This is a genomic window from Marinobacterium sp. xm-d-579, assembly GCF_013282935.1.
Lineage (GTDB): Bacteria > Pseudomonadota > Gammaproteobacteria > Pseudomonadales > Balneatricaceae > Marinobacterium_E.
The window spans coordinates 88,473-113,265 of sequence record NZ_WBYP01000003.1 but is presented as its reverse complement, the minus strand read 5'-3'; the positions used below and the strand labels follow the sequence as shown (position 1 = coordinate 113,265).

Sequence of the window (24,793 nt, the reverse complement as noted above, 5' to 3'; positions counted from 1 at the left end):
AACTTAGCTTTTAGCGCTGCTATCAGTCTCTTCTGAGTCTGAACGGTTTGCATCGTCTTCGGCTTCGGCCGCGGCGAACTCATCTTCAAACTCCTCTTCATCCGTGTTGCGAACAAAGATACGGCCCATGATCAGACCTACTTCGAACAGCAGCCACATTGGCAGCGCGAGTAGTGATTGAGAGATGATATCTGGCGGTGTCAGCAGCATGCCGACAACAAAACAGCCAACGATCACATAGGCACGTTTTTCACCCAGTGACTGTGCAGTTGTCGCGCCTGACCAGATCAGTAACAGCGTTGCGATAGGGATCTCGAAGACCACACCGAAAGCGAAGAACAGTTTTAGAACGAAGTTCAAATAGCTGCTGATGTCCGTCATCACCGCAACGTTCTCTGGACCTACGCTGGTAAAGAAGCCAAATACCAGTGGGAAGACCACGAAGTAGGCAAAGGCAATACCGGCGTAGAAGAGGAAGATCGATGAGATCAGAAGAGGCACGGCAAGGTGCTTCTCATTTTCGTATAGACCCGGTGCGATGAAGCTCCAGATCTGATGCAGAATGTAAGGGATACCGATGAATACCGCTAACACCAATGCCAATTTAAAGGGCGCAAAGAACGGCGACGTAACGTCCGTCGCGATCATGCTGGTCCCTTCAGGCAGCAGCGCAGTCAGCGGTGCCGATAGGTAGGCATAAAGATCATTCGCGAAGTAGAAAAGCCCCGCAAAAATCACCAACACGAACAACACGATGCGCATGACGCGCTGGCGTAACTCGATTAGGTGGGCAATTAATGGCTGCTCTTTATCAGCTGTGTTTGTTTGGCTCATTCTGCTCTGTATTGTCCGCTAGCTGCTCAGCTGGTTCAGCAGTTACCGGCTCGGCAACATCTGATTCAGCGACTTGGGCAGCGCTCTCTTCTTGAGCGTTCTCTTCGGCTACGGCGGTTGGCTTGTAAGCTTCGTGAACGGAAGGGTCACTGGTAAATGAAGTTGGGTCAAAGTCGGTTTTGGGGGCGTCAGGTGCTGCTTTTTCTGCAGGCGAATCCTCACCAAAAGGACGCTGGAAAGATTCGGTAACATCACCAAGCTCTTTCTCTAGCTGATCTTTGCTCATCGCCGTGGTGCGTTTTAGCTCGTCAACGCGCAACTCTTCATTGATCTCGCGTTGAATCGAGCCAATAGAGCGGCGAATACGACCTACCCATAGGCCAACCGTGCGAGCTGCTGTCGGCAGTTTCTCTGGACCAAGTACGACCAGACCTACTACACCAACAATGAGCAGCTCGGCAAAACCGATATCAAACATCTTAAATTAAGACTTAGATTCGGTTTTATCTTCAGTTTTTTCAGCGTCTGCAGCTTTAAACTCTGCATCACTCTCTTGAGCGATTGATTTAGGCTCTTCTTTTGCGCCTTCATCAGACATTGCTTTTTTGAAGCCTTTTACAGCTGAACCTACGTCACCACCCAGGTTACGAAGTTTCTTAGTACCGAACAGCAGAATGATAATGCCGAGTACGATAACCAATTGCCAAATGCTGATACCACCAAAACCCATTACAGTTCTCCTAACGCGTTGTTGTTCTGTTTTAGTTTGTTATACACCTATTATTTGGTGCGATTTGCTTTTTCTTCAAGGCCTGACAGACCAAAACGTCGTGCCAGCTCCTCTAAAACCTGTTCCGGTGACACATCTAAGTGCTTTAACGCCACCATGGTATGGAACCAAAGATCAGCAGTTTCGTAGATTAGCTCCGAATTGTCACCACTCTTTTCTGCATCTTTAGCCGCAAGGATGGTTTCAGTCGCCTCTTCACCCACTTTCTCTAAGATTTTATTTAACCCTTTAGAGTAAAGACTGGCTACATAACTCGAGTCAGCTGACGCCCCTTTACGTTCTTCAAGAATAGCGGACAGTTCGCCAATAACGTTATTCACCTTTGGTATCCTCTTTCGCATACAGCAGCGCTGGATCCTTCAGCACGTCCGTTTCAACTTGCCATTCGCCGGTCTCACTGTTGAGCTTACGGTAAAAACAGCTGCGGCGACCTGTATGACAAGCCACTTCGCCAATTTGTTCAACGCTCAACTGAATGACATCTGCATCACAGTCCAAACGGATCGCGTGCAGCTGCTGAACATTACCCGACTCTTCACCTTTACGCCAAAGCTTTTGACGCGAACGCGACCAATAAATGGCACGCCCTTCGGCCACACTCAACTCTAATGACTCGCGGTTCATCCAAGCGACCATTAGGTTTTCACCGGTTTTGTAATCTTGAGCGATCGCCGGTACTAAACCACGATCGTCCCACTTAATTTCATCTAACCAAGACATCTCTCTTTCCTATGCCCGCCACACAAGCAGCCAAGCCAAACCGGCTGGCAGCCAAGCATAACCGGGAAGGGATTCTACCCAAGCCAATACGGTTGGCTCTGCCAATGCTGTCGCTGCTGCTAAAGTAGCTGCCAGCAGCAGGGTGCGGCGTGTATTGCGCGATCGCTGCTCTTGCGCTTGCTGCAAAGCCAGCATGCGTTGGTACTCTAACTCACCCGCTTGACGGTTTTGTTGCAAGTTATCAAATACCAGCTGTGGAATTTGCGGTAACTTCTCAATCCAATCCGGTGCCTGCTGCTTAATGTTCTTAATCATCGCTTTGACACCCATACGCTCTTTCATCCAGTTCTCTAGATAGGGTTTACCCGTTTTCCAAAGATCCAATTCTGGATAGAGCTGCCGACCCAGCCCTTCAATATTGAGCAAAGTTTTTTGCAGAAGAATCAGCTGAGGTTGCACAACCATATTAAAGCGACGCGCCGTCTGGAACAGCCCTAACAGCACCATTCCAAATGAGATATCCTTCAATGGCTTTTCAAAAATCGGCTCGCAGACACTGCGAATCGCGGTTTCAAAAGCGTGAACATTGGTATCAGCAGGCACCCAACCGGAGTCGATGTGTAGCTGTGCCACCAAACGGTAGTCGCGCTGGAAGAAGGCTAAAATATTACGCGCCAGGTAGCTCTGATCTTCAGGTGAAAGCGATCCCACAATACCAAAATCAACGGCAATGTATTGTGGGTCGTCAGGGTTTTCACGCGACACAAAGATGTTACCTGGGTGCATATCAGCATGGAAAAAACTGTCACGGAAGACTTGGGTAAAGAAGATCTCTACGCCACGTTCAGCCAGCTTCTCCATATTGGTACCCTGAGCTTGCAAAGCGTCGACATCCGCCACAGGAATACCGGATATACGCTCCATCACCATGACGCTTTGACGCGTAAAGTCCCAATAAACCTCGGGCACATAAAGAATATCTGAGTCGGCAAAGTTACGTCTTAGCTGAGTCGCATTGGCCGCCTCTTTGCGCAGATCGAGCTCATCAAAAATGGTCTGTTCGTACTCTTCAACCACCTCAACGGGGCGCAGGCGCTTACCCTCGGACCAAAGATTCTGCACCATGCGTGCCATGACATAGAGCAGCGCAACATCCTGGCGTATGACACGTTCAATGCCAGGGCGAATCACTTTAACAACGACAGCACGGCCATCTTTCAGTCGGGCTGGATGAACTTGGGCAACGGATGCCGAGGCTAAGGGTTCGGCATCGAACTCTGCAAAAAGCTCATCAACACTGGCACCCAGTTGTTTCTCTATCAATTGTCGCGCTTGTGCGCCTGCGAATGGAGGCACTCGATCCTGCAGAAGTGCCAATTCATTGGCGAGATCTGGCGGTAGTAAGTCACGTCGGGTTGATAGAGTCTGTCCAAACTTTATAAATACAGGGCCTAAAGCGATCAATGCGCCGCGTAAACGCGCCTCAGAGCTGCCGTTGGCACGGAAGAAGAGACGCCAAGGCAAAAGCGTAACCACAAGGCGAAGGTACCAAGGCAAGCGGGTCGTGTTGATGAAGGTATCAAGACGAAAACGGGCGATAACCCAATAAATTTTGATGATTCTAAGAATGCTTTGCACGAAACGGCCGCCAGCACTGATCGATAATGAAGCGGCTATTATGCCACCTTAGAGGAGTATAAAAAAACAACTGCTCCAAAAGGAGCAGTTGTTAGAAGGTTATTGTGCCTTTATTGAGCGTTGCGCTCTTTCTCGATTAGGTGTTCTGCCACTTTCAACATGTTGGCGTGTGAGCCCGTTAGAGTAGAGGTGACTAAGTATTTACCGTTAACGATGATGCTGGGTACACCCTGAATCTGGTATCCACGGACACGCGCATCACTCTGCTTCAACTGCATGCCAACCGCAAAGGAGTTGTAGGTCTTAAGGAAGTCCTGTTTCGACACGCCATGCTCTTCAAATACTTCAGCGATATCTTCTGGGCTGCGGAAACGACGACGTTCAACATGAATCGCATCAAACATCGCTTGGTGAACCTTATCTTTAACGCCCAATAGCTTACCTACGTAATATGCACGAGCGAGCGGCTCCCAACTGCGGCCAAACACAACCGGCATATTTTCAAACGTCACATCGTCTGCAAGCTTCTGGCTCCAAGCGTGAAGCATCGGCTCAAAGGCATTACAGTGCGGACAAGAGTAACCAAAGGCCTCAACCACCTCGATTTTGCTCGCATCCGCTGTCGGTACAGGCTGCTTAAGAACGGTGTAGTGCTCACCCGCTTTCCACTCTGTCGCATGAGCAAGTGTGGCGCCAAGCGACAAAACGGCAACAGCAAACAGATTGAATGAACGTCTTAACATGATTTAGTTCCTTGGAATTTATCTTTAATAACTAAAGTAATGGTCATGGCTGAATTGAAGCTGAAATCAAAAAAGGCAGCCGAAGCTGCCTCTTTATAGAAGTCTACGATTACTCGTATAGACCCTGGATGTAAGCGGCTACCGCTTTCATTTCGTTCTCTTTCATGTTCGCAGCGATCGTACGCATCATCGCGTTTGGATCGTTGTTACGCTCACCTGAGTAGAACTTCTTAAGCGTGCTCTCAGTGTATTGAGCGTGCTGACCCGCTAGAGCTGGGTAGCCTGCAGAGGTAATGCCTTTACCTGCAGGACCGTGACAGGCAGTACACGCTGCAACGCCACTCTCTGGGTTACCTGCGCGGTAGATCTTCTGACCAAGCTCAACCAGTGCTGGATCTGCCTGACCACCAACCATCGTTTTACCCGCGTAGTGAGCGGCAATCGCAGCAAGCTCATCATCGCTCATCGCATCAAGAAGACCGGTCATTTCAGGAATAGCACGTGCACCTGACTTGATCTCTTTAAGCTGCTTTAGCAGGTATGGCTGGCCTTGGCCGGCAATCTTAGGAAAGTTACCCACCATACTGTTACCATCAGCACCGTGACAGCCAGCACATACAGCCGTTAATTGAGCGACATCTGCCGCATTCGATCCGCTAACCAGACCAACGCTGATCAACATTCCGAGTAATACTTTTTTCATGGCTCTCTACCCACATTTCATCTTTGAAAAGTTTGAAACCAGTGGTGCTGGCTTCGTCGAATCCGTTCAACGCGCTCGTTTTTTTCACTTTTGGTGGTTACGAGTTGACGACAGCGCTAAAATTGCGGTGCATTATAAACCTAATCATCTATAACGAAAACCGATAAACCCCGTACTTATATAGTACTAAAGGCCAGATATGACTGAAGAGTTAGAACAAATTCATTACAACACAGCACGTTTTCTTATAAGCGCAGCAAAACTCAGTCAGTGTCCAGAGGATGTCGGTGCAGAAGTTGCTTTCGCTGGGCGCTCCAATGCCGGCAAGTCGAGTGCCATTAACTCGCTAACCAATCAAAACAGTTTAGCGCGCACCTCAAAAACACCAGGTCGCACCCAGCTGATCAACTTTTTCGATCTGAATGTCGAAGGTGTGCGCATTGTCGACCTTCCTGGTTATGGCTATGCGAAAGTGCCGATCGCAATGAAAGAGCACTGGCAAAAGCATCTCGATGACTACCTACAGCGCCGTCAATGTCTGCGCGGGGTGGTACTGGTGATGGATATCCGCCATCCGATGAAAGAGTTCGATGAGATGATGATCGACTGGTGTGAATCTACGGGCGTGCCACTGCACATTCTGCTCACCAAAGCCGACAAGCTAAAACGCGGCCCAGCTCAGGCTACGTTGTTGAAAATTAAGAAAGAGACCAAAGAGCGTCTGGCCGACAAAGTCAGCGTACAGGTCTTTTCAGCACTGAAGAAAACGGGCGTTGATCAGCTACGTAACCGTTTAGACAGCTGGCTATTGCCAGAGCCGTTCGACGCAGAATAGAGCTAATTGTGTGAATGGGGGCAAGCTTAGTGCGCTTGCTCCCAGTTATCCCCGACACCCACTTCGACCAACAGCGGCACACTCAATTCAGCGGCCGACTCCATTAGACGTTTAATCTCAGCATTAAATGCATCAACCTGATCTTCAGCCACTTCAAAGACCAATTCATCGTGCACCTGCATGATCATTCTGGCATCAAAGCCGCTTTCTGTTAGCCAAGCATCTACCGCCAACATAGCGCACTTAATGATATCGGCGGCGGTACCCTGCATCGGAGCATTGATCGCAGTCCGTTCAGCCCCTTGGCGCAACATTGGGTTACGGGCGTTGATCTCTGGCAAGTAGAGACGGCGACCAAAGATGGTCTCAACGTACCCCTGCTCGCGCGCCATGTCGCGGGTGCTCTCCATGTAGTTTTGGACACCTGGGTAGGTTTCGAAATAGTGCTCAATGTAGGTCTGCGCCTCTTTACGCGACGTACCCAACTGCTTGGCCAAACCAAACGCAGACATACCGTAGATCAAGCCGAAGTTGATCGCTTTGGCACTGCGGCGCTGATCGGTGCTGACCTCATCCGGTGAGACCTTAAAGACCTCGGCAGCCGTCGCTTTGTGAATGTCATCGCCATTGGCAAAGGCATTGACCAATCCCGCATCGCCAGAGAGGTGCGCCATAATGCGCAGTTCGATCTGTGAATAGTCGGCCGCCACCATGCGGTAGCCCTCTGGAGCGACAAAGGCGTGTCGGATGCGTCGACCTTCGGCCGTTCTAACCGGAATGTTCTGCAGGTTCGGGTCAGTCGAAGAGAGACGTCCTGTAGCCGTCACCGCTTGATGGTATGAGGTATGCAGACGACCCGTATTGGGATCAACCATCGTCGGCAGCTTGTCCGTGTAGGTCGATTTCAATTTGGTTAGACCGCGGTGCTCAATAATCAGCTTGGGCAGTGGGTACTCCAGCGCCAACTCTTGCAGCACCTCTTCTGCCGTCGACGGGGCGCCTTTCGGAGTCTTCTTAATCACCGGCAGCCCCTGCTTTTCAAACAGAATGGTCTGCAGTTGTTTAGGTGAGGATAGATTGAAGGGCTCGCCCGCCGCTTCAAACGCGTCGTTCTCTAACACCTTAAGGCGCTGCTCGATCTCAGCACTCTGTTGCGCCAGCAGTACCGATTTAATCAGCGCACCGTTGCGTTCAATGCGTGACAGAACCGGAATCAGTGGAATCTCGATCTCGTCTAGAATCGGTTTCACCGAAGGCACTTCATTTAGAGCTTGCTGCAAGTTCTCATGCAGACGCCACGTAATATCGGCATCTTCAGCGGCATAAGGGGCGGCCTGCTCTATCTCGATCTGATTAAAGGTCAGTTGTTTCTTGCCTTTACCGGCCAAGGATTCAAAGCTGATGGTACTCTCATCTAGATAGAACTTAGCCAAACTGTCCATATCATGGCGTGTCGCGGTACTGTTCAGCACATAGGATTCCAGCATGGTATCCGCTGATACGCCCTGAACATTGATGCCATATCGCGCCAGCACATTCATGTCGTACTTAATGTGCTGACCCACTTTCTTAAGGGAGGCATCCTCGAGCAGCGTTTTAAGCTCCGCTAGCGCCCAATCAAAATTAACCTGCTCCGGCACGCCGACGTAATCATGGCCCAGTGGCAAGTATGCCGCCTTGCCCGCTTCACAACAGAATGAGACACCGACCAACTGCGCTTGCATGTAGTTTAGGCTGGTCGTCTCAGTATCAAAGGCAAAGGTGCCCGCAGCACGCAGTTTGGCAAACCACGCAGAGGCCGTCGCCTGATCCAAAATGGTTTCGTAGTGGCGCTCAACACTGGGCTTAGGAGCAACGGGCTCGTTTGAAGGCGCAGAGCCTTCAACCGCTTGCCCATCGGGGCCTTCTAATAGCGCCACCCAAGAGCGGAACTCGTAATCCTTAAACAACTCAATCAACGAAGCGTTATCCGGTTGCGGGAGGTGCACATCCGACAGAGAGATCGACAGCTCAACATCCGTTTTAATCGTAGCTAATAGATAGGAGAGCTCTGCCGCTTCGCGATGCTCTTCAAGCTTCTTGGCCATGGTTTTAGAACCACGGAAGGTTAGATCGGCAATCTTATCGAGATTTTGGTAGAGGTCACTGATACCGCCAATACCCTGCAGAAGCGCCAGGGCCGTCTTCTCGCCCACGCCTGGCACACCCGGAATATTGTCGACCTTATCGCCCATCAGCGCCAGATAGTCGATGATCAGTTCAGGGGGAATGCCAAACTTTTCAACCACACCGTCACGATCCATCTTCGTGTCAGTCATGGTGTTGATTAGGGTGACCTTATCATCGACCAACTGCGCCATATCTTTATCGCCCGTTGAGATCACCACCTCTAAATTGTGCGCTTCGGCTTGGCGCGCCAGTGTACCAATCACATCATCCGCTTCGACGCCCTCTTCCACCAACAGAGGCAGCCCCATCGCTTTGATGATGTTGTGTACCGGCTCTATTTGCTCACGCAGATCATCGGGCATCGGTGGACGCTGTGCTTTGTATTCCGGATAGATCTCATCACGAAAAGTCTTACCCTTCGCATCAAAGATGACCGCCACTGGAGAGTTTGGATAACTCTTAAGCAGACTGCGCATCATTGAGGTGACCAGTCGTACCGCACCGCTTGGTCGTCCGTCGGATGTTCTTAAATCAGCCTGTTGTGATGCAAAAAAGGCACGGAACAGATAAGAGGAGCCATCAACGAGAACTACAGGGGCTTTTGTGTCGGTCATAATAAGATATCTATTGTATTTTTAAGCAAGGCACACAATCATAGACAAAAGCGCTGCTGCACCCAAGCTTTAGCAGCAGATAGCCCCAGATCATTGAGAACCGACCATGGCTGTATATACCCAGGTGTCTGACACCGACCTCGACAAACTGCTCGCTGATTTTGATCTTGGCCAGGCCGTGGCACTGAAAGGTATTGACGGTGGCATCGAAAACACCAACTTTTTCTTAACGACTGAAAAGAGTGGCCAACAGGCGGAGTATGTACTCACTCTCTTTGAAGAGCTTGACAGAGATGAGGCACCTTTCTTTGTTGAACTGGGCAGCTGGCTAGCGAAACGTAATGTTCCCGTCTCTTATGCCATCGAAGATCGCAACGGTATTGGTCTGAAACAGATCTCAAAAAAACCGGCCATTATTCAGCCTCGCTACCCCGGTGCACATCTAAAAAGAGAATTACTGACTGCGAACCATTGTGCTCAAATCGGCACAGCCCTTGCACACTACCACCAAGCCTCTAAGGATTTTTATCTAAAGCGTCAGGCACACCGTGGGGTATTTTGGTGGCGCAGAGAGAGTGAACGACTCGCGCCTTTTATCGATTCAGAGTCTCGTGATCTGCTATCCGAAGAGGTCGCTCGGTTTGATGAGCTACGCGACACCTACACCAACCTGCCGATGGGCATTACCCATGGCGATCTTTTCCATGACAACGCGCTGTTCCATGAGGATAAGCTGACGGCAATTCTGGATATCTACAATGCGGCAACCGCCTACTGGCTCTATGACCTTGCGATTGTCGCCAATGATTGGTGTCTGGATGAGAATCTGCAGATTGATCCGGTGAGAGAGCAAGCGCTGTTAAAAGCCTATTCAGCGATTCGCCCCTTTAGTGCAGAAGAGCATGAGGTTTGGCCGCAGCTGACTCGTACGGCCGCGATGCGTTTTTGGCTATCACGCCTTGAGCCTTGGGTTGATGCCCAGCAAGGCAAAGGCAGCGATAAGACACTGAAAGACCCTGATGAGTTTAAACAGGTGCTGATGCACCGAATTAAATCGCCGAGTCAGCTGTAGGAACGAATTTCTACATTTAAAAGATAGTGGTGTCAGACCGGAGGTCAGACACCTGTGAGGAACCGGTGGGTCTGACCTCTGGTCTGACCCATCTATCTATGCCAGTGATAATAAAGCTTCCGCCAACTTAATCTCGTCGTAGCGATCTGTGCGTTCAGGATTAGCCAGATCAACATCCAAAAGCTGAATGCCACGCTTATCAAGCCAGTTTAAAAACTCTGCATCAATGCCACTCAACAGTGTGGAATCGGTCAACAGAATATCGATACAGCGCTCCAATCCACTCTGAAAAACACCGCCTGCATCTCGGGCAACAAATCGTTCCAACTGCTCAATCTGCTCCTGCAACGTCATACCAAACTGCTCAGGATCATTACCTAAATTGGGGACATACACTTTGCTGGCAGGGTTATCCATAATCGCTTTACCCACCCCTTTGGGGAGTAGGTTAGCCAGAATACTGCTATAAAAACTACCGGGCGGGAAGACGACCAGATCTGCTGAATTGATCCAACCTCTCTCTTGATCAGCCAAATGCGATTCCGTGCCCTGCGGCAAATGCAGATCAAGTGAGGCGATACGCTCATTTAATGGCTGGGACTCTTTTCCTGTCATCCGATGCTGCCCGATGATCTCTCGCCCACTCTCTGTCGTCACTTTCAGTTCACCGCACTCGTCCGTAACAGTGCGTACTTGGCCTCTAACATGAACCAGACGACTAAACAGCAGAGCAATAGGATCTAATGATCGATTATGGCTCAGGTAGCCCCCCGCCAATATCAGATTACCAATACTGGCTCGCCTGAAGTCAAAATCCTTGGGAGCTGACTCAAGAAAGTAGTTTAAAAAATCACAAATAATGCTCTGGACAGGCTCGGGGATGGACTGGACGCGCTTGTCGTTGCGTTGTTGCATCGCCTCGACCCTTGCACGCAATAGCAACTGCGACTCATCAGTCGGCAGGCGGTACGCAAACAGCTCGATCACTTCAGGGTGACCGGCGAGTGAAGCGTCAGCTAACGCCATCATGCGGGAGCGCAAATCGCCAACAGCAGGCATATCAAATGCGTTTCGCAACACAGCGGAGCTGCCGCCAGAGTCATAGGGAGTCACTAAATGAATAGAGTTATGGGTATAGCGTTTGAGAATCTGCGAAAAGCCATTCAACGCAGTGCCACCACTGAAAAAGAGCAGCTTAGGCCCGGTATCAGGGTTGGCTTGATACTCAGCCAAACGGGCAGTCGTATGGTCAGCAGATAAGGGCATTCACTACTCAATAAAGGTGGATATGTCATCCCAGTGTAAGTTTGCTGCGTAGGAATGCCAAGACTCCCATAATAATTATGCGTATACTGTACGCCCATTCAGTAATTTCTCTTTTTGAGCAGTGCGGCACTATGGATGTAACTCACATTATCGACTCCCTCAACGATGCGCAGCGTGAAGCGGTTACCGCGGATATCAGCAACCTTCTGGTGCTGGCCGGTGCAGGATCAGGCAAGACGCGTGTCTTGGTTCACCGAATCGCTTGGTTGATAGAAGCCGAGCAGATTTCACCCTATTCGATATTGGCGGTTACCTTTACCAATAAAGCGGCTAAAGAGATGCGTGGACGTATCGAGAGCCTGCTCAACGTCAATGTGCATGGCATGTGGGTCGGTACTTTCCACGGCTTGGCGCACCGACTGCTTCGCTCGCACTGGCAAGAGGCCGGGCTGCGTGAGAACTTCCAGATCATGGACTCCGATGACCAGTTACGTTTGGTTAAACGCATCTCTAAGGAGATGGGATTAGACGATTCACGCTGGCCGCCGAAACAGATTCAGTGGTACATCAATGCACAGAAAGATGAAGGGCTACGCAGTAAACATCTAGAGCGCACCGGTGACCTGGTACAAGACACCTTAATACGTGTCTATGAGGCGTATGAACAAGCCTGTGATCGCGGCGGCATGATCGATTTTGGTGAACTCCTGCTGCGCTGCCTTGAACTGCTGCGTGATAAGAACCCACAACTGCTGCAGCACTACAAAGAGCGCTTCCGTTACGTCTTAGTAGACGAGTTCCAAGACACCAACGCCATTCAGTACGCTTGGTTGCGCCTGCTCTGTCAGGGTGAACACAAACTGATGGCCGTGGGCGATGACGATCAGTCGATTTACGGCTGGCGTGGCGCACGTATTGAGAACATTCAAAACCTTGAGGCACACTTTGGTGGGCTTAAGACCATCAAGTTAGAGCAGAACTACCGCTCGACAGACAACATTCTGTCTGCGGCCAATGCCGTCATTCGCAACAACTTTGGACGACTGGGTAAGGAGCTGTGGACCGAGGGCAATCAAGGCGATCCTATCAGCCTTTACGCAGCCTTTAATGAACAGGATGAAGCGCGATTCATTGTCGATCGCATCGCACAGTGGGTATCGGATGGTAATCGTCGTGACGAGAGCGCCATTCTCTACCGTTCCAACGCACAATCCCGTGTGCTTGAGGAGATGCTGATCCGTGCCGCAATTCCCTATCGCATCTATGGCGGCCAACGATTCTATGAGCGTTTAGAGATTAAAAATGCCCTCGCCTACCTGCGCCTAATAGCCAACCGCGATGACGATACGGCGATGGAGCGCGTCATTAACGTGCCAACCCGAGGCATCGGCACCCGCACCATTGAAGAGGTACGCGATTACGCGCGAAGCCAAGGCATATCAATGTGGCGAGCCTCGAACGAGATTATCGAGCATAAGAAACTACCTGCACGTGCCGGCAATGCACTGCAGGCCTTCTTAGATCTGGTCAATCAGTTGACGGTTGATACTGAAGAGGCATCACTGCAAGAGCGCACAGAACATACTATTCGCTTCTCTGGACTGATTGCTCACCATGAAAAAGAGAAAGGTGAAAAAGCACAGTCGCGCATCGAAAACTTGGAAGAGCTAGTGACTGCTGCACGTCAGTTTGAGCAACAGTGGTCCCAAGAGGAGAACCCTGAGTTCCCTTCCGTGCTGGCTGCCTTCCTTGATCAAGCTGCACTGGATGCCGGTGAATCACAGGCGGATCCCAATACCGACAGCGTACAACTGATGACTCTGCACTCAGCGAAAGGCTTGGAGTTCCCGCTGGTCTTCCTATGCGGTATGGAAGAAGGCTTGTTCCCACACAGCATGTCGGCCGAAGAGCCCGGACGTTTAGAAGAGGAGCGCCGCCTCTGTTATGTAGGCATTACGCGTGCCATGCAGAAACTCTACATGACCTATGCTGAGTCCCGCCGACTTCATGGCCAAGACAACTACAACCGCCCTTCACGCTTCATTCAGGAGATTCCATTGGAGTTGATAGAAGAGGTGCGCCTGAATGCTAGCGTTCGCCGACCGCTTTCGAGTGGCTCGGATATGGAGGTCAGCTTCACACCACAATCCGCTTTTGCCAGCGAAGTACCCGATACTCAGCTCAGTTTAGGCCAGAGAGTCAATCACCCTAAATTTGGTGACGGCATGGTCATAAACTTTGAGGGGTCCGGCCCGAAGGCCCGAGTACAAGTGAACTTCGACTATGAAGGCACCAAATGGCTAGTCGTTGGTTTTGCTAATCTAACAACGCTGTGAATAAAACATTTCAGTTTGTTTAAAGAAAAATTACACCTGTGTAACATTCTTGTAACAAAAGTGTATTTAAATGGCGTCAACTTAAATTAGCGACTACTTTAAGTAGTGGTAAATCAATGAACCAAGCAAGAGGAGCTTCTCTTGGAAATTAAAGATATGAATAAGCTGGATAAAGCGACAGCATCTAACCGTGGCGATGTTATGCGCATCGGTTACGCCCTGCTCTTCCTAGTAGGTATTGTTCTCTTTATCTCAGCACAAGTTGGGGATATCCCAGGAAGTTACATCCTTGTCATTGCCGCAATGATCGGTGGTTACATGGCAATGAACATTGGTGCTAACGACGTAGCCAATAACGTGGGCCCAGCAGTAGGTTCAAAGGCGCTTACCCTAACAGGCGCTATCATTATCGCGGCTATCTTTGAAGCATCGGGTGCTTTAATCGCCGGCGGTGACGTTGTCAGCACAATCAAAAAAGGGATCATCAACCCAGAAGTGATTGGTGATGCTGATACCTTTATTTGGTTGATGTTAGCCGCACTTCTAGCGGGTGCGTTATGGCTTAACCTAGCAACAGCTCTTGGTGCTCCTGTCTCTACTACTCACTCTATTGTTGGTGGTGTATTGGGTGCTGGTATCGCTGCAGGCGGTTTTGGTATTGCTAACTGGGACAAGATGGGCGCGATCGCAGCAAGCTGGGTGATCTCACCTGTACTTGGCGGCCTGATTGCAGCTGGTTTCCTATACCTAATCAAACGCACCATTACTTATAAGTCGGACATGCGTGTTGCAGCTAAGAAGATGGTACCTCTGCTGATCATGTTGATGGCTTGGGCATTCTCGACCTACCTAGCACTTAAAGGCGTTAAGAAGCTGATCAAACTCGATTTTGTGACAGCTCTACTGATCGGTCTAGCCATTGCGGTAGTTATTTACTTCATTGTTAAAGGTCTGGTAGCTAAAGCAGCTGACCGCCTGGATAACGATAAAGCGGGTGTTAACCAACTGTTCACCATTCCTCTAATCTTCGCTGCAGCACTACTAAGTTTCGCACACGGTGCAAACGACGTTGCAAACGCCATTGGTCCACTAGCGGCGATCAACGATGCGATCGTTAACCACGGCATTTCAACGAAAGCAGCGATCCCACTTTGGGTCATGATGATCGGTGCTCTAGGTATCGCGTTGGGTCTAGCACTATTTGGTCCAAAACTGATCAAAACCGTTGGTTCTGAGATTACTGAGTTGGATCAGACACGTGCATTCTCTATCGCTATGGCGGCAGCGATCACGGTTATCATCGCTTCTCAGCTAGGTCTTCCAGTCTCTTCAACTCACATTGCTGTGGGCGGTGTATTCGGTGTGGGCTTCCTTCGTGAATACTTGAAATCAAGCCACGCTCGCATGATCAACGAGATCAAATCGCACCACCAAGGTGCTGATCAAGAGGAAGTGGAAGAGTTTCTTGCTAAGTTTGAAAGTGCATCAATCGATGACAAAGCTAAAATGCTTAAGCAACTTAAGAAGAAAACAGCCTCTGCAGAACTAAGCAAAAAAGAGCGCAAGCAGCTTAAGAAAGCGTACAAACAGGAGCTGGTTAAGCGTTCAGCTGTTTACAAAATTGCCGCTGCATGGGTTATTACAGTTCCAGCATCAGGTACATTGGCGGCGATTCTGTTCTACGTAATCCGTGGAATCATGGTCTAATAAACGCCAAACTATCCATCAAAAAGCCCCTTCGTGGGGCTTTTTTGCGTCTTATATTTATCATTAAATTGTCATAAACGCTTCACAGAGTTGTAACAAAGCAAGCGCCTAATAGTTATCAAAGAGGTAAGCGACAGCCTACCGACTGATTTAGAAACTAAGGAGTTTGAAATGTTCCTACGACTCGCAACAACAGCTGCTACTTTAACCGCTCTAATGAGCACTCCAGCAATGGCCCGAGATAACGTGAGCATCGCTGGTTCATCTACCGTTCTTCCATTCGCAACAATCGTTGCTGAGCGTCTAGGTCGTAACCCAGCGTTCAACACACCTGTTGTTGAATCAGGCGGTTCTTCTGTTGGTAAAAAAGGCGTTTGTGACGGCATCGGTACTGAGTTCATCGATATCGGTAACGCTTCTTCACGCATGAAGAGTGGCGAACTAGAGTACTGTGATGCAAACGGCGTGAAGATCACTGAGATCAAAGTCGGCTACGACGGTATCGTATTTGCTAACTCTAAAGACGCTGCTCAACTAGAGATCTCTCGCTCAGACCTTGGTAAAGCCTTAACAGCTAAAGTGGCCGTTAACGGTGAGCTAGTTGATAACCCATTCAAAACTTGGAAAGACGTTAACCCAGCGCTTCCAAATGTTGCAATCCGTGTCTACGGTCCACCAACGACTTCTGGTACTCGTGCATCATTCGCTGAAATCATCAACGAAAAAGCGTTCTGTAAAAAAGACGACGAGATGAAAGCAGCACTAAAAGCAGCAGGCAAAAAAGCAAAGTCTTGTCGTGCGATGCGTACTGACGGTGCGTACATCGAAGCTGGCGAGCAGGACAACCTGATCGTTCAAAAGCTGCAAGAAGACTCAGAAACTTTCGGTATTTTCGGTTTCTCTTACCTTGATCAGAACTCTGACACTCTACAGGGTGCGAAACTGGATGGCGTAGCACCAACATTCGAAGCGATTGCTGACGGTTCTTACAAAGCATCACGCGCACTGTTCATGTACGTTAAACACCAGCACGTTGGTGTTGTACCAGGCATTGCTGAGTACATAACTGAGTGGACTAAACACTGGGACGAAGATGGCATCCTAGCGGACGCAGGCATGATCCCAATGCCAACTGCAGAACGTGAAGAGATGGCTGCTCGCATGACAGCACTGCCAGTTCTTACTGCTGATGCTCTTAAGTAACCCAATCCTAGATTGAAATTACTCCGGCCTGTATTACAGGCCGGATTTTGCAGCATTTGAGATACTGAAATGACACTGACTTCGTTGCTAATTATTTTAACAGTCATCAGTCTCGCCTTTTACTTCATAGCTAAAAGGACGGTTCTTATCGCTCGATCAAATGGGCAGGTATTCCACTCACTTCCGAACTACTATGGCCTTTGGGCTGGCTCTTTAGCCTTCTTCCCAGCGGTTGTTGTATTGATTCTCTGGTCTATCATCGATATTCAGCTGTTCCAGAGCTGGGTGCGTGATTTCTATCCTCCTGAAATCCTTGCTGCCGGTGGCTCACAAGCCATTGTGGCGCTCGCCAAGGTAGAAAACATAGTCGCAGGCATCCGTTTTGGTGAACCTGAAGCATGGGTTCTGCAAGCAGGAGATGCTTGGATTGGCTGGGCTGCAACCTCTACGATGCTGAAATCAGCCGTGGTATTAGGCCTAGCAACTGTGTGTGGTCTAATCGCTTACCGTCAGATCGATTCCGATTTTCGTGCACGTAACGGTGTAGAAAAGCTGATCTCATACGGTCTGATTGCAGCATCGACTATCGCGATACTAACAACCATTGGTATCGTACTGTCTGTACTGTTTGAAACCATTCGATTCTTCCAACTGGTACCGCCAACTGATTTCATCTTTGGTACCGAGTGGAACCCTCAATTCGAAGGCGCAGAGCGCGCTGGATCGGGTGGAGGTGAAGCTAAATACGGTATGCTTCCGATGTTTGCCGGCACCTTATTAATCTCATCTATCGCGATCATCGTTGCAGTGCCTGTCGGTCTAGCCAGTGCGGTCTATCTAGCAGAGTATGCATCACCCAAAGTACGCTCTACTGTTAAACCGCTTCTTGAGATTCTTGCCGGCGTACCCACTGTGGTTTATGGCTTCTTCGCAGCCTTAACTGTTGCACCTGCTATCAAAGGGTTGGGGGAATCATTAGGTCTTACTGTTGCGTCTGAATCAGCACTCGCGGCAGGTCTCGTCATGGGCGTTATGATCATTCCATTCGTCTCATCACTTTCAGATGACGTGATTAACGCTGTACCTCAATCACTTCGTGATGCAGCTTACGGACTGGGCTCAACAAAAAGCGAGACGACTCGCCAAGTAGTTCTTCCTGCGGCCCTACCGGGTATTGTTGCGGCCGTCATTCTTGCGGTGTCTCGTGCAGTCGGTGAGACCATGATCGTAGTAATGGCTGCGGGCCTAGCGGCTAACCTTTCGTTCAACCCTCTCGATGCTGTCACAACGGTGACATCTCAGATCGTTACAATTCTGGTCGGTGACCAAGAGTTTGAGTCGGCGAAAACACTATCAGCATTTGCGCTATCTACGATGCTGATTATTTTGACCTTGGGTCTAAACTTCTTCGCCCTTCAAATTGTTAAGAAGTACAGGGAACAATATGACTAACAAGGCATTCAAAGGCCTCTCACCTCAAGAGGCGACTGCGCGCGTTGAAGCGTCACTTAAACAACGTCGCAAGAAAGAGAAGCGCTTTCGTCTGATGGGCTTATCGGCTGTTGGCTTAGCGTTAACATTCCTAGTCATTCTGTTCTCGGGCATCTTAACGAAAGGCTTGCCAGGTATGTTCCAGCACTACGTTCAGCTGGATGTGGTATTGGACAAAGCGCGTCTTGACCCACAAGGTGATATGTCAGATGCCTCGCTTTTCTCGGGCGATGCCGACAAAATTATTTTGGAAGCCTCACTGGCCTCTATTGGTGAAGAGGGAGGCCGAAAAACCAAGAAGGCCCTTCGTAAGATGGTCTCTTCGGGTGGCTCACAGCGCCTGATCGATTTCGTAAAGGCGAACCCTGAACTGATGGGGACAACCCAAACGATTAAGTTTGCTGTGGATGATGATATCGACTCGTTCCTGCGTGGATTCATTAAACGTGAGACCCCAGAAAAGGATCGTCGAATCAACGACTTCACCATTGAGATCGTAGATAAGTGGCAAGAAGCCGGTTTAATCAGCTACGAGTTAAGTGACTACCTGTTCTTCGGTTCTGCATCGCGTGATGCAGAGATGGCAGGCATCAAAGGAGCGCTTTTTGGATCGCTCCTAACCCTGGCTATCTGTGTCAGCATCGCCTTCCCTCTTGGGGTTGCAGCAGCCGTCTATCTTGAAGAGATTGCTCCGAAAAACCGCTGGACTGAGATCATTGAGATCAATATCAACAACCTAGCGGCAGTGCCTTCAGTGGTGTTCGGTATCATGGGCTTGGCGATCTTCATCGTCACCTTTGGTATGCCACGATCTATTCCGCTAGTGGGCGGTATCGTACTGGCACTGATGACTCTGCCGACGATTATCATCTCCTCGCGCGCGGCGATTCGTGCAGTACCGCCGAGTATTCGTGATGCCGCACTGGGTATTGGCGCGTCGAAAATGCAGACCATTTTCCACCATGTCATCCCATTGGCGATGCCGGGTATGCTGACGGGTACCATCATTGGTATGGCGCAAGCTCTAGGTGAGACCGCACCACTGTTGATGATTGGTATGGTCGCCTTCATTGTTGATATTCCTGGTGGCTTTACCGACCCTGCGACAGTACTACCGGTTCAAATCTTTATGTGGGCTGACTTTGCAGAGCGAATGTTTATTCAGAAAACCAGTGCTGCAATCATCGTACTACTGGCCTTCCTTATCACGATGAATGCTGCTGCAATCTTGCTTCGTAAGAAGCTAGAGCGTCGTTGGTAAGCGAAAAAATGAACGAATCTAAAGACTTAAACAATTCAACGGACAAGAAGATGGAAAACAGTAATATCAAAACGACGGGTAATGTGTTTGTTGAAAACCCGCGCATGACTGCTCGTAATGTTGACGTTTACTACGGCGACAAACATGCCATCAATGATGTCACCATCGATATTGGTGAGCAGGAAGTCATTGCTTTCATCGGCCCATCCGGCTGTGGTAAATCAACCTTCCTTCGTACCTTGAACCGTATGAACGATACCATCGATATCTGTCGAGTAGAGGGTACTATCGCATTGGATGGCCAGGATATTTACGCGCCATCCGTGGACGTTGTACCACTTCGTGCGCGTGTCGGCATGGTTTTCCAAAAGCCAAACCCATTCCCTAAATCGATCTACGACAACATTGCTTACGGTCCTCGTATTCATGGCTTAACGAAAAGCAAAAGTGAATTGGACGACATCGTAGAGTCAGCACTAGAGAAAGCGGGCCTTTGGAACGAAGTTAAAGATCGTCTAGATCAACCGGGTACAGGCCTATCGGGCGGTCAACAGCAGCGTCTATGCATCGCACGCGCTATTGCGGTAAGCCCAGAGGTCATTCTTATGGATGAGCCTTGTTCCGCACTGGACCCTATTGCGACAGCAAAGGTTGAAGAGTTGATCGAAGAGCTTAAAAGTCAGTACACCATCGTTATCGTCACGCACTCAATGCAACAGGCAGCGCGTGTCTCTGATCGTACAGCCTACTTCCACCTGGGTGATCTGATTGAGGTGGGTAATACTGAACAGATCTTCACCAACCCATCACACCAGCTAACGCAGGATTACATTACAGGCCGTTTTGGTTAGAGCAGAAATTCAATTCGCATATCGATGCCGTACTGTTTACAGAAAGACTCTTCCCGCTCCAGATCCGCAATCAGGAGTGGATATTCATCACTGACCTCTGCATCTAATGAGAGGGTGAGTCGTTCGCCATCGAATTCAATTTTAGGTACTTCAGGGTACTCGCTGCTTCGACTTAGGTGCCAGATAACAGAGATACGTAAAATCAGAATCAACGCGATGGCATGTTTTTTGGATAGCATGCCAAGGTTGGTCACTAGGGACTTTTTAATCTTTTTACGATGCAATCGAACCATTAGCGCGACCAGCTTTTGCTGGTCGAAACTAAAACCGGCTAGGTTTGAATGCTCTAAAATATAGGCTGAATGCTTCTGCAAACCACTTGAATTTAGGTTGAGTCCTACCTCATGTGTCAGTGCCGCATATTGCAGGTAACGACGAGTAAAAACCGGAAGTCGTAATTCTGGAGCTAACTGCCGCCAAAGTTTCGTTGCGGTATCACTGACTCGCTCCGCATGCTTGGTATCAACGTGGTAACGTGCCATCAATGAGCGAATCGCACGCGTTCTAGTATCCTGCTGATCACCCGATGACGCCGTAAACTCTCCCAGCAAACCTTCACGTAACGCACCAGAGGAAAACTTGGCTTGCTCAATCTCGAGGCTAGAGAAAACGGCATCTAGAATCGCCAAACCACCAGCGAAAATCTGCAATCGTTGCTCACTAATGCCTTTTACAACTTTACTGGATAACTCATTTTTGACGACTAATTTACGTAAGGCTTTTATCGATTTAGCGGAAATCTCTTTCGGATCATAGCCCAAGTTTTCACTGGCTGTCGCTATCGCTTGTGCTGAACCTGAAGTACACCGGACTTGATTCCAACCGATGGATGCAAAGAGGGCAGAAAAGCGTTCCAGCTGCTGTTGCGCATAGAGCTTCGCTTTTTTATAAGAGGCCTTATCAACGCCTTTACTGAAGAAGGCCTCGGTAAAACTCACCGAACCCATAGTATGAGAGCGACCTAATTCCAAGCTATTCTCACGACCGAGTGCAACCTCAGTGGACCCGCCACCAATATCAATGACCAAGGTGTTACCCGCTAAGTGCTCTGAACTTGAAACACCCAAATGAACCAGGCGAGCCTCTTCTTGACCACTGATAATCTCGATGGGGTATGGAAAGACTTGTCTAGCAGAGGCAAGAAATTCACTGCGATTCTTAGCAATTCGCAAGGTGTGTGTACCGACCACGCGCACAGTACAGTTTGGAAAGGGCGTTAGTTGTTCAGCAAATGTCTTGAGTACTGCGACTCCTCGTTCGATAGCCTCTTCAGAGAGGTTATTTTTAGCGTCTAAACCCTCAGCCAAGCGAACACGCTCTTTGTGTTTAAAAAGGGGCTGCACATCATCGTGAAGTTGACGCACGACCAACATGTGAAAACTATTAGAACCTAGATCAATCGCTGCAAAGTGTCGTGATTCAGATTCAGAGTTATGCTTGTCGTTCACGAGAGCGCTCCAGCTGTTTTAAGTAGTCGTAAATCGCCATCTGTGAGCGTATTTTCTTACGATTGCCACGAGTTACATAATGATTGGCCTGCTCCGGGTCTAAGGCTCTAGCCTTAGTGTTATCTCGCCATTGTAGGTCGAGCTGGTCCTTAATGAGCTTACGAACATTTTTATCCAAAATTGGGCAACCGACTTCAATTCGGTGGTCGATGTTGCGAGTCATCCAGTCAGCAGAAGTTAAAAACATCTTTCGTTTACCACCAGCATAAAACAGTGACACACGAGCATGCTCAAGATAGCGATCGACAATACTGATGATTTTGATATTGTCACTCACGCCTGGTATACCGGCTAAAATGTTACACATTCCGCGAACAATTAGACGTATTTTGACTCCCGCCTGGCTCGCTTCATAAAGTTTATTAGAGAGTCCTTCGTCGACTAGATTATTCACTTTCAAAAAGATCTCGGCACGGTTGCCATTGCGTGCCGCTTCAATCTCATCATCAATCAATTGATTGATTGGGTCACGGCTGTAATTTGGACTAACTTGAAGATGTTTGAACTTGAAATTTTTGTAAGGATTGATAATAAAATCAAAGACTTTATCGAGCTCTTCTGTAATCTCAGGTCGTTTAGTAAACAGACCAAAATCAGTGTAAATTCGAGCAGTTTTCTCGTTCAAGTTACCGGTACTGATGTAACCATAAGCAACCTCTTCACCCTCCTCTTCTCGGACGACGTGAATTATTTTTGCATGACACTTAAGTGAGGCAACACCAAACTCAACAACAACCCCTGCCTCAGTAAGTTCACGTGCCCATTCAATATTCGCCTCTTCATCAAATCGTGCACTGAGCTCGACAATGACAATCACTTTTTTACCGTTCTTAACAGCCTCGATCAGTGATTTGAGAATCTGACTATTGTTCGCTACTCGATAAACCGTTACCTGTATCTGCTTAACAGCGGGATCGAACGACGCCGCACGCACAAAATCAGTCAAATAACGAAATTTATAGTAGGGGTAGTGGAGCAGAATGTCCTCTTTAGAGATCGCTTCGAATACATTCGATGCACTATCAAATTGATGACTATTCAGAGCCGAGAGCTTTTCGTTCTCTAGATAGCGAGGACCAACATTTGGAAAATTAATAAAGTCTTTAAAGTTTCGATAACGTCCGCTCGCAGTGGTTTCCGCATCGGGTTGTAGCCCCAAATTCTCACACATGAAGTCAAACATGTAATCAGGCATCATTTCGTCATAGACCAGTCGCACAGGCCTATTCGTATCACGCTGTTTGATGCCTTGAGACATTTTCTCTAGTAGGGATAACTCAACATCACGCTCTAAGTCATAATCCGCATCTCGCGTCACCTTAACGGCAAACATTTCGGTCGAGTCAAAATCGATAAAACCATCAAAGATATCGTCAACGCAATAGCGAATGGCGTTATCGAGCACGATGATTGGCTTTCGCCGCTGACCTTTGATTCGAGGCAGTTGGATAAATCGGTTGGTTTTATCAGAAGGAATTTCAAGAAGTGCATACTGAACTGAAGTCCCTTTTTTTAGGGCACACATCAGGTACGCATCTTCGTCATTCATGACGCTAGCAAGCTTGGTGTTCTCATTCACTAAGATGGGTGTGATGTGGTGCAGGACCTCATCTCGGAAGTATTTCCGTAACCAGCCACCCTCTTTCTCGTTCAACTGATCGTTATTGATCAGAAAGATATTGCGACGGGCGAGTCCCTTGATGACATCAATGTGGATGTCATTAAAACGATCTGCGAGAGTTTGTACCTTCTCATTCACTAGATGTAACAGGTTTTCAGCCGACATCCCTTTGGGTTCGACCTTGCCTAGTTGCTCAAGACGTAGGCGACGGTGCAAGTCTGCAACCCGAACTCTGAAAAACTCATCTAAATTGCTGGAGTAAATACCCAAAAAACGGACACGCTCAATGATGGGTACGTTTACATCCGCAGCTTCCTGCAGTACGCGTTCATTGAACGATAACCAACTTAACTCTTTTTCAATTAACTGCATTGCGTGTCCATTGGGCTTATCTCAACAGCCTAAAAAGCTTATTTCTTTGATAATCATAAGTTTTATCGCAAGGTAAGCCTACCCTTTAGAGATATATTTTCCTTTAACCAAATCGACACGAAACTGTCACAAATCTCTAACATTCTTTTGAAATACTAAAGGTAATTAGACCTAGTTGACCTAAAAAGAGGGTTTGTAATGCGCGACAGTGGCGAGATCTATTCGCAACACACATCAAATAAGTTCAACGAAGAGCTTGAGAGGCTTCGTTCCGAATTTTTAGAGATGGGCAGAACCGTTAAGCAGCAAGTCACTGACTCTTTGCATGCACTGCTCAATCAAGATATCTCACTGGCTGAATCAACTCGTGAGCTGGATCGAGAGACCAATCGCTTCGAAAATCAGATAGATAAAGCGTGTGAACAGATCATTGCGCTTCGCCAGCCAGCAGCCGTTGATTTAAGGCTGGTTCTGTCAATCAACCGTGCCATTGTTGATCTGGAGCGTATCGGAGATGAAGCCTCTCGCGTTGCCAAACAGGCCATCGATCTGTCAAATAATGAATCGAGTAGCAAAAGTCTTCATGAGGTCAGCCACATTGGTGAGATGGTCACAGACATGCTCAACTCAGTATTAATCGCTTTTGAAAATCGTGACATCGAATTAGCGTACAAAGTGGTCAAGAGTGATAAACATGTTGATCGTGAATACCAGTCGACCATGCGAGCTTTAATCACTTTCATGATGGAAGACTCACGCTCTATCAGTGGTGTGCTAAATATAATCTGGATCCTTCGTGCACTAGAACGAATCGGTGACCATGCCTGCAATTTGGCTGAGCAAGTCATCTACCAAGTCAGCGGTACCGATGTTCGTCACATGAAGACTAAAGAGATCAAAAAGATCGTTCGAGAGTAAGCTTGCGACTCTGCTTCTAACAAAGCCACCTTCAGGTGGCTTTGTTGTTTTAAGCACTCCCTCACTTCATACTACCACCTT

21 protein-coding genes are annotated in these 24,793 nt (G+C 48.6%); 9 read left to right on the top strand and 12 right to left on the bottom strand.

Translation table 11 applies throughout. The features are described 5' to 3' along the window. Nucleotides 1-3 precede the first annotated feature (3 nt). From tatC to XMD579_RS07685, 8 genes are all read right to left on the bottom strand, one after another. Nucleotides 4-834 carry a twin-arginine translocase subunit TatC gene (gene tatC / locus XMD579_RS07720; protein WP_173481856.1) on the bottom strand — a complete coding sequence of 277 codons (831 nt, stop codon included), beginning with the start codon at nucleotides 832-834 and terminating at the stop codon, nucleotides 4-6. Then, nucleotides 812-1,312, bottom strand: coding sequence for a Sec-independent protein translocase protein TatB (gene tatB / locus XMD579_RS11530; RefSeq protein ID WP_173481855.1), 501 nt, complete (start codon nucleotides 1,310-1,312; stop codon nucleotides 812-814). Before tatB ends, tatC begins: the two co-directional genes overlap by 23 nt. 6 nt (nucleotides 1,313-1,318) lie before the next feature. Then, a complete protein-coding gene (gene tatA, locus XMD579_RS07710) occupies nucleotides 1,319-1,564 on the bottom strand; it encodes a twin-arginine translocase TatA/TatE family subunit (protein WP_173481854.1) in 246 nt (81 codons plus the stop codon). A 50-nt stretch (nucleotides 1,565-1,614) separates the two neighbouring features. Further along, nucleotides 1,615-1,944, bottom strand: a complete 330-nt coding sequence (locus XMD579_RS07705) for a phosphoribosyl-ATP diphosphatase (protein WP_173481853.1) — start codon at nucleotides 1,942-1,944, stop codon at nucleotides 1,615-1,617. Further along, entirely contained in the window at nucleotides 1,937-2,344 is a 408-nt protein-coding gene (gene hisI, locus XMD579_RS07700; protein WP_173481852.1) for a phosphoribosyl-AMP cyclohydrolase, read from the bottom strand. Before hisI ends, XMD579_RS07705 begins: the two co-directional genes overlap by 8 nt. Before the next feature lie 9 nt (nucleotides 2,345-2,353). Next, nucleotides 2,354-3,982 carry a ubiquinone biosynthesis regulatory protein kinase UbiB gene (gene ubiB, locus XMD579_RS07695; RefSeq protein ID WP_173506164.1) on the bottom strand — a complete coding sequence of 543 codons (1,629 nt, stop codon included), beginning with the start codon at nucleotides 3,980-3,982 and terminating at the stop codon, nucleotides 2,354-2,356. A 110-nt stretch (nucleotides 3,983-4,092) separates the two neighbouring features. Beyond that, nucleotides 4,093-4,725 (bottom strand): thiol:disulfide interchange protein DsbA/DsbL, encoded by a 633-nt coding sequence (locus XMD579_RS07690; RefSeq protein ID WP_173481850.1) that lies wholly within the window; start codon nucleotides 4,723-4,725, stop codon nucleotides 4,093-4,095. Between the two features lie 109 nt (nucleotides 4,726-4,834). Continuing rightward, nucleotides 4,835-5,428 (bottom strand): cytochrome c, encoded by a 594-nt coding sequence (locus tag XMD579_RS07685; protein ID WP_173481849.1) that lies wholly within the window; start codon nucleotides 5,426-5,428, stop codon nucleotides 4,835-4,837. A gap of 199 nt (nucleotides 5,429-5,627) precedes the next feature. On the opposite strand from XMD579_RS07685, the gene yihA reads away from it, so the two are divergent. Continuing rightward, nucleotides 5,628-6,263 (top strand): ribosome biogenesis GTP-binding protein YihA/YsxC, encoded by a 636-nt coding sequence (gene yihA / locus XMD579_RS07680; protein WP_173481848.1) that lies wholly within the window; start codon nucleotides 5,628-5,630, stop codon nucleotides 6,261-6,263. Nucleotides 6,264-6,289: 26 nt separating this feature from the next. On the opposite strand, the gene polA is transcribed toward yihA, so the two are convergent. Continuing rightward, complete coding sequence (polA, locus tag XMD579_RS07675; RefSeq protein ID WP_173506163.1) at nucleotides 6,290-9,046, bottom strand: DNA polymerase I; 2,757 nt, start codon at nucleotides 9,044-9,046, stop codon at nucleotides 6,290-6,292. Nucleotides 9,047-9,152: 106 nt separating this feature from the next. Here polA and XMD579_RS07670 point away from each other — a divergent pair, with 106 nt between their 5' ends. Continuing rightward, nucleotides 9,153-10,118, top strand: coding sequence for a homoserine kinase (locus tag XMD579_RS07670; protein WP_173506162.1), 966 nt, complete (start codon nucleotides 9,153-9,155; stop codon nucleotides 10,116-10,118). A gap of 96 nt (nucleotides 10,119-10,214) precedes the next feature. Here XMD579_RS07670 and XMD579_RS07665 read toward each other — a convergent pair whose 3' ends face one another. Then, entirely contained in the window at nucleotides 10,215-11,384 is a 1,170-nt protein-coding gene (locus tag XMD579_RS07665; protein WP_173506161.1) for a GAK system CofD-like protein, read from the bottom strand. A 131-nt stretch (nucleotides 11,385-11,515) separates the two neighbouring features. Here XMD579_RS07665 and uvrD point away from each other — a divergent pair, with 131 nt between their 5' ends. From uvrD to pstB, 6 genes are all read left to right on the top strand, one after another. Beyond that, entirely contained in the window at nucleotides 11,516-13,720 is a 2,205-nt protein-coding gene (uvrD, locus tag XMD579_RS07660) for a DNA helicase II (protein WP_173481844.1), read from the top strand. Nucleotides 13,721-13,861: 141 nt separating this feature from the next. Then, nucleotides 13,862-15,427, top strand: coding sequence for an inorganic phosphate transporter (locus tag XMD579_RS07655; protein WP_173506160.1), 1,566 nt, complete (start codon nucleotides 13,862-13,864; stop codon nucleotides 15,425-15,427). 171 nt (nucleotides 15,428-15,598) lie between these two features. Next, a complete protein-coding gene (locus XMD579_RS07650) occupies nucleotides 15,599-16,630 on the top strand; it encodes a substrate-binding domain-containing protein (RefSeq protein WP_173484183.1) in 1,032 nt (343 codons plus the stop codon). Between the two features lie 69 nt (nucleotides 16,631-16,699). Further along, nucleotides 16,700-18,082: a phosphate ABC transporter permease subunit PstC gene (gene pstC, locus XMD579_RS07645; protein WP_173484184.1), complete on the top strand. Its 1,383-nt coding sequence runs from the start codon at nucleotides 16,700-16,702 to the stop codon at nucleotides 18,080-18,082. Further along, nucleotides 18,075-19,382 carry a phosphate ABC transporter permease PstA gene (gene pstA / locus XMD579_RS07640; RefSeq protein ID WP_173484185.1) on the top strand — a complete coding sequence of 436 codons (1,308 nt, stop codon included), beginning with the start codon at nucleotides 18,075-18,077 and terminating at the stop codon, nucleotides 19,380-19,382. The genes pstC and pstA overlap by 8 nt, the downstream gene beginning before the upstream one ends. Before the next feature lie 50 nt (nucleotides 19,383-19,432). Continuing rightward, nucleotides 19,433-20,233, top strand: a complete 801-nt coding sequence (pstB, locus tag XMD579_RS07635) for a phosphate ABC transporter ATP-binding protein PstB (protein ID WP_254442847.1) — start codon at nucleotides 19,433-19,435, stop codon at nucleotides 20,231-20,233. On the opposite strand, the gene XMD579_RS07630 is transcribed toward pstB, so the two are convergent. Together XMD579_RS07630 and ppk1 are read right to left on the bottom strand one after the other, a co-directional pair. Then, a complete protein-coding gene (locus XMD579_RS07630; protein WP_173481838.1) occupies nucleotides 20,230-21,741 on the bottom strand; it encodes an exopolyphosphatase in 1,512 nt (503 codons plus the stop codon). The two genes, pstB and XMD579_RS07630, sit on opposite strands and share 4 nt — an antisense overlap. Further along, on the bottom strand, nucleotides 21,725-23,794 hold the full coding sequence (ppk1, locus tag XMD579_RS07625; protein ID WP_173481837.1) for a polyphosphate kinase 1: 2,070 nt from the start codon (nucleotides 23,792-23,794) through the stop codon (nucleotides 21,725-21,727). The genes XMD579_RS07630 and ppk1 overlap by 17 nt, the downstream gene beginning before the upstream one ends. Nucleotides 23,795-23,992: 198 nt before the next feature. Here ppk1 and phoU point away from each other — a divergent pair, with 198 nt between their 5' ends. Next, the gene (gene phoU, locus XMD579_RS07620; RefSeq protein ID WP_173481836.1) at nucleotides 23,993-24,712 is read left to right on the top strand and encodes a phosphate signaling complex protein PhoU; all 720 of its coding nucleotides are present in this window, start codon (nucleotides 23,993-23,995) and stop codon (nucleotides 24,710-24,712) included. Nucleotides 24,713-24,793: the final 81 nt, after the last annotated feature.

What these genes read in the sequence shown, in the direction of transcription:
- polA (WP_173506163.1), bottom strand. Translation starts at nt 9,046, where the DNA reads ATGACCGACACAAAAGCCCCTGTAGTTCTCGTTGATGGCTCCTCTTAT.
- XMD579_RS07665 (WP_173506161.1), bottom strand. Translation starts at nt 11,384, where the DNA reads ATGCCCTTATCTGCTGACCATACGACTGCCCGTTTGGCTGAGTATCAA.
- XMD579_RS07650 (WP_173484183.1), top strand. Translation starts at nt 15,599, where the DNA reads ATGTTCCTACGACTCGCAACAACAGCTGCTACTTTAACCGCTCTAATG.
- XMD579_RS07690 (WP_173481850.1), bottom strand. Translation starts at nt 4,725, where the DNA reads ATGTTAAGACGTTCATTCAATCTGTTTGCTGTTGCCGTTTTGTCGCTT.
- XMD579_RS07685 (WP_173481849.1), bottom strand. Translation starts at nt 5,428, where the DNA reads ATGAAAAAAGTATTACTCGGAATGTTGATCAGCGTTGGTCTGGTTAGC.
- uvrD (WP_173481844.1), top strand. Translation starts at nt 11,516, where the DNA reads ATGGATGTAACTCACATTATCGACTCCCTCAACGATGCGCAGCGTGAA.
- pstC (WP_173484184.1), top strand. Translation starts at nt 16,700, where the DNA reads ATGACACTGACTTCGTTGCTAATTATTTTAACAGTCATCAGTCTCGCC.
- hisI (WP_173481852.1), bottom strand. Translation starts at nt 2,344, where the DNA reads ATGTCTTGGTTAGATGAAATTAAGTGGGACGATCGTGGTTTAGTACCG.
- phoU (WP_173481836.1), top strand. Translation starts at nt 23,993, where the DNA reads ATGCGCGACAGTGGCGAGATCTATTCGCAACACACATCAAATAAGTTC.
- yihA (WP_173481848.1), top strand. Translation starts at nt 5,628, where the DNA reads ATGACTGAAGAGTTAGAACAAATTCATTACAACACAGCACGTTTTCTT.
- XMD579_RS07670 (WP_173506162.1), top strand. Translation starts at nt 9,153, where the DNA reads ATGGCTGTATATACCCAGGTGTCTGACACCGACCTCGACAAACTGCTC.
- tatB (WP_173481855.1), bottom strand. Translation starts at nt 1,312, where the DNA reads ATGTTTGATATCGGTTTTGCCGAGCTGCTCATTGTTGGTGTAGTAGGT.
- pstA (WP_173484185.1), top strand. Translation starts at nt 18,075, where the DNA reads ATGACTAACAAGGCATTCAAAGGCCTCTCACCTCAAGAGGCGACTGCG.
- tatC (WP_173481856.1), bottom strand. Translation starts at nt 834, where the DNA reads ATGAGCCAAACAAACACAGCTGATAAAGAGCAGCCATTAATTGCCCAC.
- pstB (WP_254442847.1), top strand. Translation starts at nt 19,433, where the DNA reads ATGGAAAACAGTAATATCAAAACGACGGGTAATGTGTTTGTTGAAAAC.
- ppk1 (WP_173481837.1), bottom strand. Translation starts at nt 23,794, where the DNA reads ATGCAGTTAATTGAAAAAGAGTTAAGTTGGTTATCGTTCAATGAACGC.
- tatA (WP_173481854.1), bottom strand. Translation starts at nt 1,564, where the DNA reads ATGGGTTTTGGTGGTATCAGCATTTGGCAATTGGTTATCGTACTCGGC.